Source organism: Streptomyces sp. NPDC046261 (genome assembly GCF_040646235.1).
Lineage (GTDB): Bacteria > Actinomycetota > Actinomycetes > Streptomycetales > Streptomycetaceae > Streptomyces.
In genome coordinates this window covers 362,771-380,789 of the sequence record NZ_JBEYZU010000003.1, presented here as the reverse complement: position 1 = coordinate 380,789, position 18,019 = coordinate 362,771, and the positions used below count along the sequence as shown (strand labels likewise).

Below are 18,019 nucleotides of genomic sequence, written 5' to 3'. Positions count from 1 at the left end.
GTACTCCCTCTTCACTCCCGGAGAACCCACTCCGAGGAGGAGCGACAACCGTGGGCCTTACGTCACAGACTTTCCTGCTGTTCCTGGTGGTCATCGCCGTCGCGCTGGCCGCCCTCGTGATGTGGCTGTGGCCGCGGGCCGCGAAGAAGGGCCTCCCGGCGCTGCTCTCCCGGCTCGGTCTGCTCGTGGTGGCGCAGCTCGGCATCCTGTCGGTGCTGCTCGTCGCGGCGAACAACGAGTTCGGCTTCTACTCCACCTGGAACGAGCTCCTCGGCCGCAACTCCAGCAAGCAGGAGGTGCGGGAGGGCAAGGACGGCAAGCGGCCGCCCGCGCTCGTCGTCAAGGGGCAGGAGTCCGTCGGTCTGGGTCAGAAGGAGAAGGCCGGCCAGGTCGACCGGATCGAGATACGCGGCCCCGTCAGCGGGCTGAGCATGGACGGCTTCGCCTACCTGCCGCCGCAGTACTTCCAGAAGGGGCACGAGAACGACAGGTTCCCCGTGATCGTGGCGATCACGGGGCAGCCCGGCGTCTCCAAAAACCTCATCACCCAGATCAAGGTCCCGCAGGCGGCCTCCCGCGCCGTCGTGGCCAAGGAGATCCGACCGACGATCGTGCTGATGGTCCGGCCGTCGGTGGTGGCGGACCGCGACACCAACTGCACGGACGTGCCGGGCGGTCCCCAGGCCATGACGTTCTTCAACCAGGACCTGCCCATCGCCGTCAACGACGTCTACCGCGCGGACAACTCCCGGGGCGGCTGGGGCGCGGTGGGCAACTCCACCGGCGGGTACTGCGCGCTGAAGGCGGCCATGACCAATCCGGCCCGCTACGGCGCCGCGGCCGGGCTGTCCACCGACCTCTTCGCGCGCCAGGACCGCGACACCGGTGACCTCTACGCGGGCAACAAGCAGATCAAGAACGAGTCCGACCTGATCTGGCGCCTGGAGCACATGGCCCCGCCGCCGGTGTCGCTGCTCCTGGGCGCCAGCAAGAAGGGCGAGGAGAAGTACTACGAGCCCATGCTGAAGTTCGCCGGGAAGGCCAAGGCGCCGACCAAGGTCGACCAGCTGGTCCGCGAGGAGGGCGGCCACAACTTCCAGACCTGGCGCGAGGAATACCCCGAGGTCCTGCGCTGGCTCGACAAACAGCTGACCGCCCGCCGGTAAGGATCAGCGGACCTTCCCGCGCGGCCGGGAACGGTTTCGGCCACAGCCACGTCCCAGCCAGTGTGGCCCGAATGCGCACGGCTCGGTACGCCGTACGCAGGGGGAGGGGGCGTACGGCATGGACGGGATGGACACCACGCGGCGCAAGCCGCTGCTGGCCGGGCGGTACCGGCTCATGGAACGGCTGGGCCAGGGCGGGATGGGCGTCGTCTGGCTCGCCCTGGACGAGGTGCTCGACCGGGAGGTCGCGGCCAAGGAGGTCCGGGCGCCGGAGCACATGCGCGACGAGGACGTCCGGGTGCTGTACGCGCGCCTGAAGCAGGAGGCGCGGGCCGCCGCGCGGGTCGCCCACCCTCATGTGATCACCGTCCACGACGTGGTCGAGCAGGAGGGCCGCCCCTGGATCGTCATGGAGCTGGTGCGCGGTCAGTCGCTGGACGGGGTGCTCCGGCAGGAGGGCGTCCTCCAGCCCAAGGAGGCCGCCAGAATCGGCGCCCAGGTGCTGCAGGCGCTGCGCGCCGCCCATGCCGTGGGGGTGCTGCACCGTGACGTCAAGCCGGCGAACGTGCTGCTGGAGGCCGGGGGCCGGGTGGTGCTCACCGACTTCGGCATCGCCGTCATCGAGGGGGCCGGCACCCTGACGCGCACCGGCGATCTGGTCGGCTCCGCCGAGTACCTCGCCCCGGAGCGCGCCACGGGCCGCCGCCCGGGAATCCCCTCCGACCTGTGGTCGCTGGGCACCCTGTTGTACGTGGCCGTGGAGGGGGTCTCCCCGTTCCGCCGGGGTGACGCGCTCAGCACGCTGCGGGCCGTCGTCGACGACGAGCCCGCGCCGCCCCGGCGGGCCGGGCCGCTGACGCCGGTGCTGGAGGGGCTGCTGCGCAAGGACCCGGAGGCCCGCATGGGTTCGGCGGAGGCGGAGCAGCTCCTGGAGCGCGTCGCGAGCGGCCTGCTCACGGAGGAGCCGCCCGGGTACGTCCGTACCGCCCTGGACGAGCGGGTGCGCCACCCGAACGCGGGACCGCCGCTGACGGTGCCCGACACGCCGACGCCGCGCGTCGATGTGCCGGTCGGGCTGCAGCAGGGCGGCCTGTCGACGCCCCTGGTCGCCCCCGCCCCGGCCCCGGAGGGGTCCACCCCGTCCGTCGGGTACCCGTCGCGTCCGCGGCCGCACCCCGGGCCGGTGCCGGTGCCGGGACCGGGCCCGGAGCCGGTGCCGCGCAGGGCCGGGTGGATCGTGGCGGTCGTGGTCGCGCTGGTGCTGCTCGCCGGAGGGGTCGCCGCCCTGATGGCCCTGCGGAACGACGGCGGTTCGCAGCCGGGCGGCGGCAACCCGGGCGGCGGACCCACCGGGGTGGCCACGCCCCAGCAGACGGACGGCACATCGGAGCCGGAGACTCCCGGACCCACCACGGATCCGGGCACCGGCCCGACGGGGTACGCCAGTTGCGGCAGCGGCTGGGTGACCTCGTGCTGAAACGCGTACGGACTGGAACGTCGGAATTCGTTGACCGGCTATCGGGGGGTGTGCGCTGTGAGGCGCGAACGCATGAGGATCGTCTCCCTGCTGGCCGTCTGCGCGCTGCTGGGCGGCGCGGGGGCGGTGGGCTGTTCGAAGGCTTCGAAGAAGATGGTCGCGGAGATAGCCCTGGAGGCCGCGGGGGTGATCGCACCGGGTGCGTTCATACCGGCACCGGGCACCGATCTGCAGGGCGTCAAGGCCCTGCCCCGCGGCGGTGACCAGGCGGCCGGCGCCCGGGGCGTCATCGGCGGCGTCCCCGGCAAGACCCGCTGCGACAAGAACAAGCTGATCAGCGAGCTCCTGCGCGACCGCGTCAAGGGAGCGGCCTGGGCCAAGGTCCGGAAGATCCCCTTCGAGAAGATCGAGGAGCACGTCAGGGGCCTGAGCGAGGGCCATGTGCTCGTGGACACCCTGGTCAGGAACCACAACTACCAGGGGGACGGCAAGACGGTCTCGTATCTGTCCGTCGTCCAGGTGGGCACCGCGATGCTCTTCGACGCGTACCGCAATCCGGCGGTCAAGTGCAATTGCGGCAACCCGCTGCTGCAGCCCGAGAGCAACATCGACCGCATGGCGTCCACATACACCGGGCAGCACTGGGAGAGCTTCCAGAACTCGCAGGTCACCGTCATCGCCCCCAGGCCCCTGGAGGAGGGGCCGATGAAGACCCTGCCGCTCGTCGACGCCTACCAGCCCGACAAGGGCTTCGACCGTCCGGTGGGCAGCGACGGCGCGGACGACTCCACGACCTTCCCCGTGCCGCCGCCGCCCGCCGCCACGCCATCCCGCTCCGGCACGGGCTCCGGGAGCGGTTCGGGAAGCCCCTCCGGGGCTCCGTCCGACGGCCCCTCCGGGGGCTCCCCCTCCGGCTCCCGTCCGCCGTCCGGCGGCGGAACCACCACGTCCAGGCCGCCGACCGGTACGCTTCCCACCCCGTCGCGGACGGCGCCGCCCAGGACGGGCTCGCCCATGGTGCCGCCGCCCGTCACGAGCAAGCCGCCCCGGCCCACCCGCTCGGCCCCGCCGGTCACCCAGCCCCCGCGCACGGCCTCCGCGGCCCCTCCGCGCACGGCCTCGGCGGCTCCTCCGCGGACGGCCTCCGCGCCCCCGCCCGTCCGCACGACGGCGGCGTCCCGGCCCACGAAGCCGGCGACTCCTCCGGCGCAACGCACCCTCGCCCCACCGCCGAAGACGGCGGCACCGCCGGTCGAACGCACCCTCGCCCCGCCCCCGAGGACCGCGGCTCCCCCGGCGCAACGCACCCTCGCCCCGCCCCCGAGGACCGCGGCACCGCCGAGGACCGTGGCTCCGCCGCCCGCTACCGCGCCGAGGCTGTCCGCGCCCGCTCGAAGTGCCGGTCTGTGACCTCGTAGGTCGGGCTCGCGTACAGGCCCCGCGCGCATTTCGCGGGGTCCGGGTGGGGATTGCGGTAGAGCCGTTCGGCGAGTTCCCGCAGCCGGAGCATCACCGGCGCCGCGGCCCCGATCAGGGGCGGGGCGCCGGTGAAGGCGTCTTCGAGGACGCACAGGAGCTGTGCGTACACCTCGTTGAACTCCTCGGCGGCACGGCGCACGGCGCTGCCGCGCGGGTAGTGCGCCACCTTGGCCCCGGGGTCGATGGGGTGGACGTCGCGCCATGTGATGTCCACGGCGGGGCCGGTCGGTCCCGTGGCCGGGGTGTCGTGCGGTCCGTAGGCGCGCTGCTGGAGGAGCTCGTTGAAGCGGAAGTAGTGCGCGGGCTCCCTGGCCTCGCCGAAGATCCGGTCGTCGGAGTCGAAGACGGTCATGCTCACGCCCTCGCCCTGGTCGGTGATCACTTTCAGGGCCTTGAGCGCGGTGGCCAGGCCGGTGACCGGGAAGATCTCGCCGCCGGAGTTGTAGAAGTGTTCGGGGCCCACCTGGCGGGCGCGGTCGCCGCTGAAGAGCCGCTGTTCGCCCAGCTCCGCCGACAGTCGCAGCAGGCCCTCGCGGATGGTGGCGTAGAACTGTCCGACGGAGGTCCAGCCCTTGTCCCCGGCCGCCGAGGGGTGACCCGGCGGCCCGGTCAGGTACTCGGGCTGCTCGATGCGCAGGAAGGTCTCCAGCGCCTTCGGCCCGAAGTGGCGCAGGGCGACGGTGATCCGGTCCCTGCTGAAGGGCAGCTGGGCGGGGTAGCCGGTGACGAACCGCGAGTTCGCCACCAGCGGCGTGCCGTCGACCGCGTTGAGGAGGTTGGCGACGAGCGTCATGTGCAGCATCTCTTCGAGCACGACGGCCCGGATGGCGTAGAAGGCGGGCCGGTTGGTGCCGGCCCGCAGGGTGTACATGGCCGTCAGGTAGGGCGGGATGGTCAGGTGTTCCAGCGTCAGCGCGGCCTGGAGGAACAGCTGGAGGTCCGCGCGGTCGCGTGGCACCCGGAAGGGTGGCTCGCGGAGCACGGCGGGCGCGGTCACGGCCGTCCCTCCGGCTGCCGGGCGGCGGGGACCGGGCGCAGGGTCCGGGGGCGGTGCAGCTCCCTGAGGTCGCGGTGGATCTGCTCGCAGCTGCGCAGGGCGAGGGCGGCCATGGTGAGCGAGGGGTTGGAGGTGCCCATCGAGGGCATGCTGCCGCAGCCGACGGCGTAGAGGGTGGGGTGGTCCCAGCAGCGCTGCCAGTGGTCGACCACGGAGGTTGCGGGGTCCTCGCCCATGATGTGCGTGCCGGCGCCGTGGCCCGCGCCCTGGTAGACGAAGTCGCGGTCGTCGAAGCGGAACCAGCCGGGGGCGAGGGGGCCGGGGGCGTAGGTGGTGCGGTCCTCGGCGCCGAGCAGCCGGAAGATCTGGTCGGACACGGCCTTCGCGGCGGCCATGCCGCGCTTGACGCGGTCGGAGAGGTCGTAGGTGATGACGGGCCTGGGGTTGCCGAGCCGGTCGCGCACGCGGGGGTCGACGGTGACGCGGTTGCGGCTCTCGGCGTCCTGTTCCATGGCGAACTGCAGGCTGAACTGGCGGCCGAGGTCCCGGCCCAGCGCCTCGCGCAGCCGGGGCCCGAAGAGGCCCTTGCCGCGCGGCTGGTCGGAGTCGCCGCCGATGCCCAGCAGCCGGGCGACGTCGCTGCCCGGCGATCCGGTGGGCCAGCTCCAGCCCCAGTTGGCGATCTCGATGCGGAAGGGGGCGCGGGTCCTGCGGGCGGGCCCGGCGCGGAAGTTCTCCAGGCCGGAGGTGGAGCCGGGCCCGCGGAAGGGGCCCACCGGATGGTCGAGCAGCCCCCAGGTGAGCAGGGTGGGGTGGTCCATGAGGTTGCGTCCCACCTGGTCGCTGCTGTTGGCGAGCCTGGAGACGAGGAGCAGCTTGGCGTTCTCGATGGAGTGGGCGGCCAGGACGACGATGTCCGCCTCGGCGGTGCGGGTGGTGTGCACGGGGGAGGCGGGGTCGTCGTAGCGCTGGTACGCGACGCCGAAGACGCGGCCGTCGCCGGTGGCGAGGACCCGGTTGACCACGGCGCGGGGGACGAGCGTGACCCGGTGGCTCCAGGTGGCCTGGGTCTTGAGGGGGTCGTACTTCGCCTGTACGGGGCAGATGGGGACGCAGGAGGCGTTGCCGACGCAGCGTTCACCGTAGTTGGGCAGGCCCGTCGCGCCCGCGGGGCGGTGGCCGGCGCCCCCGTCGTAGCGGGGGTTGGGGGTGCTGTTGCGGGCGTGCGGGGTGGTGACCACGCGCAGGGTGGTGGCTGGCGCGTCCGGGCTCTCCTGGACGGTGGTGCCGTCGAGCCGGGCGGCGAGCACCCGGTCGAGGTAGGTGCGGGGGATCTCGTGCATCGGGTAGACGTAGCCGGGCGGGAAGGGCAGCCCGATGGCGTCGCGCTGTTCGGCGGCGTCGCCGGCCGCGCCCAGGAGGCGCTCGGCGGCGCGGTAGTGGCGCTCCAGGTCGGCGTAGCCGATGGGCCAGTCCCGGCCGTAGCCGTAGGTCCGCCGGGTGGCGAAGTCGTCGGGGAGCATGCGGGGCACCAGGCCCATCCAGTGCAGGGCGGTGCCGCCGGTGGCGCGCAGGTAGTCGCTGGCGTAGGGCAGGGCGCCGTTCTGGACGAAGTAGCCGTTCGCCCGGTAGCCGCCGGCCGGCAGGCCGGCCAGGTCCAGGACGTCCGGGGAGGGGGCGGCGGCGTTGGGCCGGTAGGGCGCGTTGGGGACCTTGGCGAGGGCCGCGTAGTAGGTGTCCAGCGCGTCGAGGTGGCCGGGCCAGGTGTCCAGGGTGCGGGTGCCGGCTTCGAGGACCAGGACGCGCCAGCCCTGGTCGCCCAGTTGCTTGGCCACGAGGGAGCCGGCGAGTCCGGCGCCGGCGACGATCACGTCGTAGCGGTCCGGCGCCGGTCGTGGTGCGGCGCTCACGCGGCGCCCTCCGCGGGCCGGGCCGGGGCGCCGGGCGGCGGGGCGGCCCAGGTGCCGTGGCCGGGGGGCTTCGCGCCCGGGGGGTGGCCGTGGAAGGTCCGCCAGACCAGGCCCTCGGTGTACGCCTCGGGGGAGACCACGAACGCGGTGTTGGCGGTCTCCCGGCCGAGTGCGGCGTGCACGGGCCGGGAGAGCTGTGGCCACACGCCCAGGTACCACAGGTGGGTGATGGCCCGGGCGATGTCCCGCGAGACCGGGTCGGTGAGTCCGTCGGGGTCTCCCCCGGCGGCGGCCAGGTCGTCGATGAAGCGGCCCACGGCCGCCCGTCCCACCTGCGCGAGGGTGGTGTCGTGGTACAGCCGGACCAGGCCCGTGGCCCGCAGGTCGAACGCGTCGAATCCGGTCAGGCGTACGGAGATGCCGACGAACCCCGCGCATTCCGCGGGGGCTTCGGCGGGCTCGGGCGGCGGGGCCGTGTGCTCGGGATCCATCCTGTCTCCCCCATCTGCGTGACTGCCGCATTTCTACCGGAGAGTCCGCAATGAGAGAAGAGGGAGCGTTACGGGGCCGGACGCGTGAATCCTCTAGCGCTGCACGAGGTCGCTGGGGTCGGTGTTGGCGCCGCACAGGACCACGGCCACGGTCTCGTCCTCCGCCGGGACATAGGCGCCGTCCGCGCCCGTCCCGAGGGCCGCGAGGGCGGTGGCTCCCGCGTGTTCGACGGCAAGCCGGCGGTCGTCCCAGAGCGTCTGGCGGGCGCGGACGATCGCGCTGTCGGGTACGAGCACGGACCGCACGCTCTCGTCCTGGGCGGCCACCAGGGCGGCCGCGGAGACCCGCCGGGCCCCGAGCGCGTCGGCGGCGACGGAGTCGACGGCCACGTCCACGACCTTCCCGGCGGCCAGCGCGGCGTTCAGGGCGCGGCAGTTCTCGGGCTCGACGGCGACGGTCCGTATGCCGTGGTGGCGGGCGGCGGTGGCCACGCCCGCGAAGAGCCCGCCGCCGCCGATGGCGACGACGACGGTGTCCAGGCCGGGGACGCGGTCCCGGATCTCGTCGAGCAGGGTGCCCGCGCCGGCCGCGATCAGCGGGTGGTCGTAGGCGTGACTGGCCAGGGCGCCGGTCGTGGCGGCGAACTCCTCGCAGGCGGCCAGGGCCTGGGCGTACTCGGTGCCGACCAGGCGCACGTCCGCGCCGTACCCGCGGAGCTTGGCGACCTTGACGTGCGGAGCGTTCTCGGGGAGGAACACGGTGGCCCGCACGCCCTGGCGCCGGGCGGCCCACGCACAGGCCAGGCCGGCGTTGCCGCCCGAGGCGATGGTCACCCCGGCGGGCGGCAGCGTGCCCGCTTCGCGGTGGGCGGCGAGGAAGTTGTGCGCGCCACGGGCCTTGAACGAGCCGGTGTGCTGCAGCTGTTCCAGCGCGAGCCAGTGGCGGGGGGCGGCGGGGGCGACGACGACGGGACGGGTGTGCCCGGCCACGCGGGTCGCGGCGCGCCGGACGTCGTCGTAGGTGAGGCGGTGCACGGGTTGCTCCTTGGGCGGTCGGGTGGGCGCTTCTGCGTTGATCTTGCCCCGGAGCCGCCCTTTCACCGTTGTTTCACCGTTTCCCGTCCCCAGGCGCCGGACGGGCAACGGAGTCCAGCAGGGCCCGCGCCGCCTCCCGGGCCTCGTGAGCCGCTCCGGTGTCGCCGGCGACGGCCGCCCTCGCGATCGCCCCCTCGGCGAGCAGCACGAGAGGGGCGGTCGACTCCCCCGGCAGGCCCGCCTCCGCGACGAGCTCCGCCACATACCCCCGGAAGGCCTCCTTGTGTGCCCGGGCCGCCTCGGCCACCGCCGGCACCGTGGTGCCCAGTTCGCCGAAGGAGTTGACGAACGCGCAGCCGCGGAAGCCGGGTTCGGCGAACCACAGCCCGAGCCAGTCGTAGACGGCCAGGAGACGCTCGCGGCCGGCGGGCCGGGCGCCGGCGTGGCGGGCCAGCGCCGCGCGCCAGCGCTCGTCACGGCGGCGCAGATACGCCTCCACGAGCGCGTCCTTGGACGGATAGAGCCGGTAGAGGCGCTTGAGGGACACCCCGGAGGCGCCGCGGATGGCGTCCATGCCCACGGCCTGCAGGCCCCGGGCGTAGAAGAGCTCCTCGGCCGCGTCGAGCACCCTGGCCCCGGCCTCCTCCTGCGCGTCGGTGTCCATGGCGCCCTCTCCCCTTGCTCCTTGCGCGAGAACCATCGTTCTCCTACGCTACAGCACACCGCGGAGAACGACCGTTCTCCGCCCGTACGGACCAGGGGAGAGTCATGTCCGGGAGCAAGCCGCCGATCCCGCCGTTCACCGCCGTCACCGCCCTGGCGAAGGTCCGGGCCGCCGAGGACGCCTGGAACAGCCGCGACCCCGAGCGCGTGGCCCTCGGCTACACCGAGGACTCCCGGTGGCGCAACCGCGACGTCTTCCTGACCGGCCGCGCCGAGATCGTCCGCTTCCTGCGCGACAAGTGGGAGCGCGAGCTCGACTACCGGCTGCGCAAGGAGCTGTGGGCGTTCTCCGAGAACCGCATCGCCGTGCGTTTCGTCTACGAATGGCACGACGCCGCCGGCCAGTGGTACCGCAGCCACGGCAACGAGAACTGGGAGTTCGACGCCCACGGCCTGATGCGCCGCCGCTACGCCAGCGTCAACGACCTCCGCATCACGAGCGGTGAGCGGCTCCTGCGTCCCCGGGCGGAGCCATCCGCATCGGCGTGAGCTGCTCGATGTCATAGCGCGCGCGCAGCTTGGCCACGGCCTCCTCGTCCACGTGCGGACCGGAGTTGAGGATCTCGAAGAGCTCCTCGAAATAGCGCTCGTGGTCGGGCGGCGGTGACGCCTGGAAGAACATCCGGGCCGGCTCGCCGGTGGGGTTGGCGAAGGCGTGCGGACAGCCGGGCGGCACGACGATCACGGTGCCGGCGGTGGCCCGTACGCACCGCCGGCCCGTCGGGGACTCCCACTCCCGCCAGTTCTGACGGGTGCGGATCCGCGGCTCGAAGGCGAGGACGTCGAGCTCGCCCTCGAGGACGTAGAACAGCTCCTCGCTGCGGGTGTGCAGATGGGCGCCGACGTCGAAGCCGGGCGGTACGACCACTTCGAAGCTGGAGGCGGCTCTGGAATGCTCGCCGGTCACCTTGAAGGTCACGTGCTGGGCGGGGGTCTGGAGGGCTCTTCCCCCGCCCGGGGGCACGACCAATCCGTCGGGGGCGGTCAGAAGCGTCATGGTGCGGGGCCTTTCGGGACGGCCGAGGCGGCGTTCACCAGGTGACGGGCAGGTTCTCCGGTCCCCGGATCAGCGCGCTGCGCTGCCACCGGATCTTCGCCGGCGGCTCGGCGAGACGCAGGTCCGGGAAGCGCTCGAGGAGGCTGGAGAGGATGACCTCGGATTCCAGCCGGGCCAGCATCGAGCCCAGACAGAAGTGCGGCCCGTGTCCGAAGGACAGGTGCGGGTTGTGCTTGCGGTCGAAGTCGAGCTCGTCCGGCCGCTCGAAGACCTCGGGGTCGCGGTTGGCCGTGAGGTAGGAGGAGTGCACGACCTCACCGGCCCGGATCATGACGCCGCCGACCTCGACGTCCTCGGTGGCGACGCGGGCGAGTCCGACGGCGTTGCGGTGCGGGATGTAGCGCAGCAGTTCCTCGATGGCCTGGGGCAGCAGCTCGGGCTCGGCACGCAGCCGGGCCAGCTCCCTGGGGTGGGTGAGCAGGGCGTAGACCATGTTGCCGCTGTTGTTGCGGACGGCGTGGGCGGCGCTGGCCTGGACGAGCAGGGCGATGGCGACGGCCTCCTCGCTGCTGAGCTCGCCCTGCAGCGTGGCCTCGGCGAGATAGCCGATCAGGTCGTCGCTCACCTCGGCGCGCCGGCGCTCCAGCAGCTCGGTGAAGTAGGCCGCCATGCCCGTCTTGGCGCGTTCGCTCTCCTCCCGGCCGTAGCCGGCCGACAGCAGGATGTTCGTCCACTTGGCCATCCGCGGCCGGTCGTGCGCGGGGACGCCCATCACATCGCTGATCACGGCCAGGGGCAGGGGGCCGTGCAGATGCTCCATCAGGTCCGCGGGCGGCCCCTCCTGCTCCATCTCGTCCAGGAGTTCGTCGGCGGCCCGCTGGGCGGCCGGGCGCAGCCGCTCCAGGCTGCGCGCGGTGAAGGCCCGTGCGACGGCCTTGCGCAGCCGGGTGTGCTCGGGCGGATCGGCGAAGCCCACCGCCTCGTCGAGCGGGATGAAGTGCGGGGCGAGCCGGGTGATGGGGCGGCCGAGGACCGCCTGCCGGCTGAAGCGGGGGTCGGAGGTGACGAACTTGACGTCCTCGTACCGGGTCACGAACCAGGCGTGGCCCTCGCCGTTGGGCAGCTTGATCCGTGAGATCGGCTCTTCGCGCAGGCGTTCCGCCATGAAGGGGTCGAAGTCCAGGCCCCGCAGGTCCTTCACGTCCCAGAAACGCACGGGGAACTGCTCGGATACGGATTCCGTCGTCGTCATCGGCTGCACACCCACCCTGCCTTTGAGCGCTGCTGTCCCAAGGCCAAGCTCCCCGCAAACGCGCGTGCGCAGCGCGCCACGCCGCCGAATTCACCCGTCCGGCCCAGCGCCGGGACCGTGGCGCCGCCCGTTCGCCTGACGTGCGGGCGTGGCGTCGCGGCCGGGCCGCGGTGGGCGGCCGACGCTGTGCCGCGTGCGTGGACCAAGGGGCGTGAGAGCCCGCGTGGGCCGGCTGGTGAGGCGGTCGCCGGCCGTGGTGCTCGCGGTGCTGATGACCGCGACGACCGGCGTCGCGACGGCCGCTGACCGCGGCGCGGCCGGCGGGGCGGGTGCGGCGCCGGCCGCGCCGATCGTGGCGGCCGACCAGGCGACGCGGGCCGTGTACGTGCTCGACGCGCGGCAGGCGAGCTGGGACGCCGGCAGCGACGATCCCGGCGTGCTGTGGTCCTTCAGCGCCGACGGCCGGCGCAGCCTGGAGGATCTGCGCACCGATGTGACATGGACCAATCCGAGCGAGGCGAAGGTCCGGGAGCTGGACGGCCGGCGGTATCTGCTGGTGACGGCCTCCGGGGGGCTGGCCGCCGTGGTGGGCTACCCCGACCGCGACGTGTACTGGGCGGCCGACACCGGGGTGGGCAACGCGCACAGCATCGACCTGCTGCCTGATGGGAACGTCGCGGTGGCGGCCAGCACGGGCGGGTACGTGCGGTTGTACGCCGCCTCCCTCGGGTCGCGGGCCACGGAGCACGCGCAGGTGCCGCTCGCCGGGGCGCACGGGGTGCACTGGGATCCGCGGACCCGGCTGCTGTGGGCCCTGGGCAGCCGGCAGCTGATCGGCCTGCAGGTCGGCGGTACGCCGCGGGAGCCGGAGCTGGACGTGGTGCGGCGCGTGGAGCTGCCCAGCCGGGGCGGCCACGACCTGGCTCCCGTGCTGGGAAGCCGCGGGCGGCTGTGGGTGACCACCGCCTCGGCCGTGTACCAGTACGCGACGTCCCGGCGGGAGTTCGTGTCGTACCCGTTGCAGTCCCGGATCAGCGGCCCCGGGGTCAAGAGCGTGGGCGACGACCCGGACACCGGGCAGGTGCTGGTCGCCCGGCCGGAGCCGGGCAACCCCTGCGCCTGGTGCACCACCCGGCTGTTCCTGTACCGGCCGGACGGCACGCGCACCCTCCTGCGCGGCGGGATGTACAAGGCCCGCTGGTGGACGGCCGACCGCGGGCGGTGAGGGCGCTCAGCGGGAGACCGTGGGCGGCGCCTCCTGAAGGCGCGCGCGGACGTCGGCGGCGGCTTCGACGCTGTCGGGCACCCGCTCCCACAGGGCGAGGAGGGCGGGCGCCAGCAGGGGCGCCCGGTCGCCGCTGTGCTGCCAGCAGTAGTGGGCCCGCTTGAGCGCCGCCAGCGCCTCGGCGTCGGCGGGGCCGCCGTGGGCCAGCCGGGTGGAGGCGGCCGACATCCACAGTTCGGCGGCGCGCGGGTGGTCGCCGGCGAGGCGGGCGAGGTCGGCGCGCACTTCGATCCACAGCCCGGCCTCGGGGCTGTGCGGGCCGTGCCGGCGCAGTGCCTGCTGTTCCCAGGCGGCGGCCATGGCCGCCGCCTCGTTGTGCCGGCCGGCCTGGGCGGCGGCGAGGATGCGCGGCAGCGGGTCCTCCTCCTCGCGCGGCGGGGCCGGCACCTCCGCCACCGGGGGCGGCTCGGCCGCCACGGGCGGCGCGGGCGCGGCGGTGGGCGGCGGTGCCGCCCGGTTGGCGAGGACGGGTCCGCCCGTGCCGGAGCGCAGGGCCAGGTAGCCCTCGGGGAGCGCGGCCCGGGTCAGCGCCAGGTGGTGGATCGCGGCGGGGTCGAGCGTGGGCCCGGCCGCGGGGTGGCCGACGGACAGGGCGGTGAGGAAGGAGCGGGTGTAGGGCCCGGACTCCTGGGAGGGCTTGCCGGGGGTGGGGGTGACCACTCCGCAGACCGGCACGCCCCCGGCGAGGCGCCCGTCGTGGGCGGCGGCGGCCACGTGCGGCCAGGCGTGGGCGTCGGCCTCGGCGTCGACGAGGAGCAGGGTCGGGCCGGCGTGCTCGCGCAGCGCCCGGGTCAGCCACTCCCAGGGCAGGCCGGTGTAGCGGACGGTGGCGGCGGTGCTCTCCCGCAGCGCCAGGTGCGGCTGCGTGCTCCGCCGGGCCGGGACCATCAGGTGTCCGGTGACCCACATCAGCAGCGGCCCGGGCACCCGGACCGCGTCCTGGAGGTAGGCGAGGACGCTCTGGGGGCCGGCCATGGCGGGGAGCTGCACCACGTCGGCGGAGGCGGCGGCGAGGAACTGGCGTGGGCCGGCGCCCGCGATGGCGTGCGCGGTGGGGTTCGGCAGGGCGCCCCGCCGCCCGTCGGGGGTGCCGTCGAGCAGCAGGACACAACCATGGGTCGCGTGGTCCAACGCGTTCTTCCTTCCGGCCGAAACGAGAGCCCGTGGCGCAACTCTAGGCGTCGGTACGGGCGATGCGGCCGGCTTTCCCCACCACTTTCGGCCACCGTGACCGGTCGCTCCGGCATCGGCGCCCGAGCGGGCCGGCGGCGGCGTGCGGCACCGGAGGGTCCGGCCCCGTCCGGACCCCCCGGTGCCGCGGCCCCGTCGCGGCCTGTCATCCCATGGCCGCGCGGGTCTCCGGAGCGTCGTCGAGGGACTTGCGGTTGACGGCCTTGCAGACCGGCACTTCCCCGGTGTTCTCGATGTACTTCGCCGCCACCCATGTGGCGCGATCCCGCAGCAGGTACCAGACCGGGTTCCCGGCCACGTCCTGCGCGCGGACCTTGCAGCGCAGCGCGGCCTGGCCGTGGTACTTGATGATGCCTCTGACCGAGGAGTCGGTGCTCGGGTAGGCACGTTCGACGATCCCCGAGGCCGCGACGACGGTGCCGTAGGGCCGGGTCGGCGGGGCGGCCTGGACGGGGCCGGCGGCGAGCAGGGAGCCGCCGAGGGCGGCGGCCGCGATCACACCGGCCGAGACCTTCCTGCTGCGGATCGCGAATGTACTGAACATGGGAACTCCCTCGATGCGAAGTGGATCACGCATTGCCCAGGTTCCACATGAAATGTCGACCTAAACACAAATCAAGATGACGGCCCGGATGGCCGACCGTTCGGCCGCGCCCGCCGCCCGTCAGCCGTCCGTCAGCCGTCCGTCTTTCTGGCCCTGCTGGGCTGTACGCGCTTGGGCTCGCCCTTCATCTTCGGGTGCTCGGGCGGGTAGGGCAGGTCCCCCAGGCCGTGCTCGCGCTCGTCGCGCGCGGCCAGCTCGAGCGCGGCCTCCAGCCGGCAGGGGTGGGCGTCCATGCCGGCGTGCACGTCGCCGACTTCGGCGAACCGGGCCGGCATCGTGGCCAGGTCGAAGTCCTCGGGAACGGCGCTGGGCACCTCGTCCCACAGCAGCGGCGCGGAGACGGGTGCGTGGGGGCGCGGCCGCAGGGAGTAGGCGCTCGCGATGGTGCGGTCGCGGGCGGTCTGGTTGTAGTCGACAAAGACCTTTGTGCCGCGTTCCTCCTTCCACCACGCGGTGGTGATCCGCTCCGGCGCCCGCCGCTCCAGTTCCCGGGCGACGGCGATGGCCGCCCGGCGCACCTGGACGAACGTCCAGTCCGCGGCGATGGGCACGAAAACGTGCAGGCCGCGCCCGCCGGACGTCTTGGGCCAGCCGGTCAGGCCGAGCCCGGCCAGCACCTCCCGCAGCTCGAGCGCGGCGCGGACCGCGTCGGCGTAGTCGGTGCCGGGCTGCGGGTCGAGGTCGATGCGCAGCTCGTCGGGGTGGTCGGTGTCGGTGCGCCGCACCGGCCAGGGGTGGAAGGTGAGGCAGCCGAGGTTCGCCGCCCACAGCACGGCCGCGGTCTCGGTGGGGCAGATCTCGTCGGCGTACCGGCCGCTGGGGAAGGCGATGCGGCCGGTGGGGATCCACTCGGGGAGGTTCTTGGGCGCCCGTTTCTGGAAGAAGGACTCCCCCTCCACGCCGTCGGGGTAGCGCTCCAGGGTGGTGGGCCGGTTCCTCAGGGCGCGCAGGATGCCGTCGCCGACGCCGAGGTAGTACCGGGCGACGTCGTACTTGGTGAACCCGCGCTCGGGGAAGTAGACCTTGTCCGGGTGGGACAGCCGTACCGTCCGCTCGCCGACGGTGAGCTCCAGGGTGTCTGCCATGCGTGTCACGTTAGGCCGAACGGGAGGGCGGCGCCCGTCGGCGGGCGCGGGCCCGCCCCCGCCCGCACAATCGGAGGTCATGGACCTTCCGGTGATGCCTCCCGTGGAGCCGATGCTGGCCAAGCCGGCGGCGGCGATCCCGCCCGGCATGCAGTACGAGGCCAAGTGGGACGGCTTCCGCGCCATCGTCTTCCGTGACGGCGACGAGATCGAGCTCGGCAGCCGCACCGGCAAGCCGCTCACCCGCTACTTCCCCGAGCTCGTGGACGCCCTGCTGGGACAGTTGCCGCGGCGCTGCGTCCTGGACGGGGAGATCGTCATCGTCCGCGGGGGCCGGCTGGACTTCGACGCCCTGCTGGAGCGCATCCACCCCGCCGACTCCCGGGTCCGCCATCTGGCGCAGACGACCCCGGCGAGCCTGATCGCCTTCGACCTGCTCGCGCTGGGTGACGAGTCCTTGATGGCCACGGCCCAGCGTGAGCGCCGGGAAAGGCTGACCGGGGCGCTGCGCGGGGTGTGCGACCCGGTCTTCGTCGCGCCCGTCACGGACGATCTCGGGGTGGCCCGGGGCTGGTTCGAGCAGTTCGAGGGCGCGGGGCTGGACGGGGTGATCGCCAAGCCGCCGGGGATGCCGTACCGGCCGGGAGAGCGGGTCATGGTCAAGGTCAAGCACGAGCGCACCGCCGACTGCGTCGTGGCGGGCCTGCGCCCGCACAAGAGCGGGCCGGTCGTGGGCTCGCTGCTGCTGGGCCTGTACGACGCGGCGGGCCGGCTGCAGCACGTGGGGGTGTGCGCCTCGTTCCCCATGCGCCGTCGCCAGGAGCTGATGGCGGAGCTGGAGCCGCTGCGCATGGCCGAACTCACCGGACACCCATGGCAGGAGTGGGCCAGCGCCGAGGCCCAGGCCGCGGGCCGGCTGCCGGGCGGCCCCAGCCGCTGGACCGGCAAGAAGGACCTGTCCTGGGTCGCGCTCCGCCCGGAGCGGGTGGTCGAGGTCGCCTACGACCACATGCAGGGCGACCGCTTCCGGCACACGGCCCAGTTCCGCCGCTGGCGCCCGGACCGGGAGCCGGAGCAGTGCACGTACGCGCAGCTGGAGGAGCCGGTCGGCTACGACCTGGCGCAGGTCCTCGGCACCGCCTGACACTGCGTCAGCACAGGGCCCTCCCTCGGAGCAACTCCACCCCCCGTACGGCGCAGCGGACCGCCATCTGACGGGACGCCACATCCCGGCGCGGGGAGAGATGCGACACCCGGTGGGAGAGGTGGTGCTCATGGCAAGGGCTCGTACGAACCGCTTCGTCGACGGCGCGCGGCGCGGTGCCGCCCTGCTGGCAGGCGCGTGTGCCGTGTGCCTGCCGCTCGGCGCGGGGGCCGCGACGGCCTCGGACGTCACCGACGGTCCCGTGTCCCCCTTCTGGGCCGAGCCGGCGAACCGGCCCGCCCGGCAGGCGCGGATCTGGCAGGAGCGGGGGCGCGAGGAGGACGCGCAGGCCGTGCGGCGCATCGCGGAGCAGCCCATCGCCGTCTGGATGACGAGCGAGGACCCGGTGGCACAGGTCTCCGCGGTCGTTCAGGAGGCCGAACGCGCCGGCCGCATCCCCGTCCTGGTGGCGTACAACATCCCGCACCGCGACTGCGGCCAGTACTCCTCGGGCGGCGCGCGCGACGCCGCCGCCTACCGGGCGTGGGTGGCCCGCGCCGCGGCCGGGATCGGCGAGCACCGGGCGTGGGTGGTGCTGGAGCCGGACGCGGTGGCGCAGTGGGCCGCGGGCTGCCTGCCGGCGGAGGCCAAGCAGGAGCGCCTCGGTCTCCTGGCCGAAGCGGTAAGGGTGTTCAAGGAGCGGCGCGGCACGTCGGTGTACATCGACGCCGGCAACCCGGGCTGGATCTCCGATCAGCAGGTGCTGGCCGACGCGTTGCGCAAGGCGGGCATCGGCGAGGCGGACGGTTTCGCGCTCAACGTCTCCAACTTCCACACCACGCCCGTCACCCGGGCCTACGGCGGCCAGTTGTCGGACCGGCTGGACGGCGCCCACTTCATCATCGACACCAGCCGCAACGGCAATGGCCCGCTGCCGCCCGCGCCCCCCGGCTCGGGGGACGAATCGTGGTGCAACCCGCCGGGCCGGGCGCTGGGTACGCCCCCCACGACGGCGACGGGCGACCCGCGCGTCGACGCCTTCGTCTGGATCAAGCGCCCCGGCGAATCGGACGGCTCCTGCCGGGGGGCGCCGCAGGCGGGCCGCTGGTGGTCGGAGTACGCCCTGGGCCTTGCGACGAACAGGCCCGCCCCCACCCAGTGACGGGGGCCGCGCCCCGGACCC

At 73.9% G+C, this 18,019-nt stretch carries 17 protein-coding genes; 7 read left to right on the top strand and 10 right to left on the bottom strand.

Annotation, left to right across the window (positions count from 1 at the left end):
* The first annotated feature begins 50 nt into the window (after positions 1-50).
* From ABZ956_RS08525 to ABZ956_RS08515, 3 genes are all read left to right on the top strand, one after another.
* Positions 51-1,166, top strand: coding sequence for an alpha/beta hydrolase-fold protein (locus tag ABZ956_RS08525; protein ID WP_361888898.1), 1,116 nt, complete (start codon positions 51-53; stop codon positions 1,164-1,166).
* Between the two features lie 118 nt (positions 1,167-1,284).
* Entirely contained in the window at positions 1,285-2,643 is a 1,359-nt protein-coding gene (locus tag ABZ956_RS08520; RefSeq protein ID WP_361888895.1) for a serine/threonine-protein kinase, read from the top strand.
* Positions 2,644-2,715: 72 nt separating this feature from the next.
* Positions 2,716-4,053: a DUF6777 domain-containing protein gene (locus ABZ956_RS08515; RefSeq protein ID WP_361888892.1), complete on the top strand. Its 1,338-nt coding sequence runs from the start codon at positions 2,716-2,718 to the stop codon at positions 4,051-4,053.
* Here ABZ956_RS08515 and ABZ956_RS08510 read toward each other — a convergent pair.
* From ABZ956_RS08510 to ABZ956_RS08490, 5 genes are all read right to left on the bottom strand, one after another.
* Positions 4,007-5,119, bottom strand: a complete 1,113-nt coding sequence (locus ABZ956_RS08510) for a ferritin-like protein (RefSeq protein WP_361888889.1) — start codon at positions 5,117-5,119, stop codon at positions 4,007-4,009. The genes ABZ956_RS08515 and ABZ956_RS08510 overlap by 47 nt on opposite strands.
* Positions 5,116-7,029 carry a GMC family oxidoreductase gene (locus tag ABZ956_RS08505; protein WP_361888886.1) on the bottom strand — a complete coding sequence of 638 codons (1,914 nt, stop codon included), beginning with the start codon at positions 7,027-7,029 and terminating at the stop codon, positions 5,116-5,118. Before ABZ956_RS08505 ends, ABZ956_RS08510 begins: the two co-directional genes overlap by 4 nt.
* The gene (locus ABZ956_RS08500) at positions 7,026-7,520 is read right to left on the bottom strand and encodes a hypothetical protein (RefSeq protein ID WP_361888883.1); all 495 of its coding nucleotides are present in this window, start codon (positions 7,518-7,520) and stop codon (positions 7,026-7,028) included. Before ABZ956_RS08500 ends, ABZ956_RS08505 begins: the two co-directional genes overlap by 4 nt.
* Positions 7,521-7,613: 93 nt before the next feature.
* Positions 7,614-8,555: a serine/threonine dehydratase gene (locus tag ABZ956_RS08495; RefSeq protein WP_361888880.1), complete on the bottom strand. Its 942-nt coding sequence runs from the start codon at positions 8,553-8,555 to the stop codon at positions 7,614-7,616.
* 73 nt (positions 8,556-8,628) lie between these two features.
* Positions 8,629-9,219, bottom strand: coding sequence for a TetR/AcrR family transcriptional regulator (locus tag ABZ956_RS08490; protein WP_361888876.1), 591 nt, complete (start codon positions 9,217-9,219; stop codon positions 8,629-8,631).
* A 104-nt stretch (positions 9,220-9,323) separates the two neighbouring features.
* Between ABZ956_RS08490 and ABZ956_RS08485 the strand changes: the two genes are divergently transcribed.
* Positions 9,324-9,767, top strand: coding sequence for a nuclear transport factor 2 family protein (locus ABZ956_RS08485; RefSeq protein WP_361888873.1), 444 nt, complete (start codon positions 9,324-9,326; stop codon positions 9,765-9,767).
* On the opposite strand, the gene ABZ956_RS08480 is transcribed toward ABZ956_RS08485, so the two are convergent.
* The gene (locus tag ABZ956_RS08480; RefSeq protein ID WP_361888871.1) at positions 9,712-10,275 is read right to left on the bottom strand and encodes a cupin domain-containing protein; all 564 of its coding nucleotides are present in this window, start codon (positions 10,273-10,275) and stop codon (positions 9,712-9,714) included. The two genes, ABZ956_RS08485 and ABZ956_RS08480, sit on opposite strands and share 56 nt — an antisense overlap.
* Positions 10,276-10,309: 34 nt before the next feature.
* Positions 10,310-11,527: a cytochrome P450 gene (locus ABZ956_RS08475; protein WP_361888869.1), complete on the bottom strand. Its 1,218-nt coding sequence runs from the start codon at positions 11,525-11,527 to the stop codon at positions 10,310-10,312.
* A gap of 211 nt (positions 11,528-11,738) precedes the next feature.
* Here ABZ956_RS08475 and ABZ956_RS08470 point away from each other — a divergent pair, with 211 nt between their 5' ends.
* Entirely contained in the window at positions 11,739-12,752 is a 1,014-nt protein-coding gene (locus tag ABZ956_RS08470; protein WP_361888866.1) for a DUF6528 family protein, read from the top strand.
* Between the two features lie 6 nt (positions 12,753-12,758).
* On the opposite strand, the gene ABZ956_RS08465 is transcribed toward ABZ956_RS08470, so the two are convergent.
* From ABZ956_RS08465 to ligD, 3 genes are all read right to left on the bottom strand, one after another.
* Positions 12,759-13,943 carry a hypothetical protein gene (locus tag ABZ956_RS08465; RefSeq protein WP_361888863.1) on the bottom strand — a complete coding sequence of 395 codons (1,185 nt, stop codon included), beginning with the start codon at positions 13,941-13,943 and terminating at the stop codon, positions 12,759-12,761.
* 205 nt (positions 13,944-14,148) lie between these two features.
* On the bottom strand, positions 14,149-14,547 hold the full coding sequence (locus ABZ956_RS08460; protein WP_361888860.1) for an SH3 domain-containing protein: 399 nt from the start codon (positions 14,545-14,547) through the stop codon (positions 14,149-14,151).
* A 131-nt stretch (positions 14,548-14,678) separates the two neighbouring features.
* The gene (gene ligD, locus ABZ956_RS08455) at positions 14,679-15,692 is read right to left on the bottom strand and encodes a non-homologous end-joining DNA ligase (RefSeq protein WP_361888857.1); all 1,014 of its coding nucleotides are present in this window, start codon (positions 15,690-15,692) and stop codon (positions 14,679-14,681) included.
* 79 nt (positions 15,693-15,771) lie between these two features.
* Between ligD and ABZ956_RS08450 the strand changes: the two genes are divergently transcribed.
* Positions 15,772-16,836, top strand: a complete 1,065-nt coding sequence (locus ABZ956_RS08450; RefSeq protein WP_361888854.1) for an ATP-dependent DNA ligase — start codon at positions 15,772-15,774, stop codon at positions 16,834-16,836.
* 130 nt (positions 16,837-16,966) lie between these two features.
* Positions 16,967-17,998 (top strand): glycoside hydrolase family 6 protein, encoded by a 1,032-nt coding sequence (locus ABZ956_RS08445; protein WP_361888851.1) that lies wholly within the window; start codon positions 16,967-16,969, stop codon positions 17,996-17,998.
* The last annotated feature ends 21 nt before the right edge of the window (positions 17,999-18,019 follow it).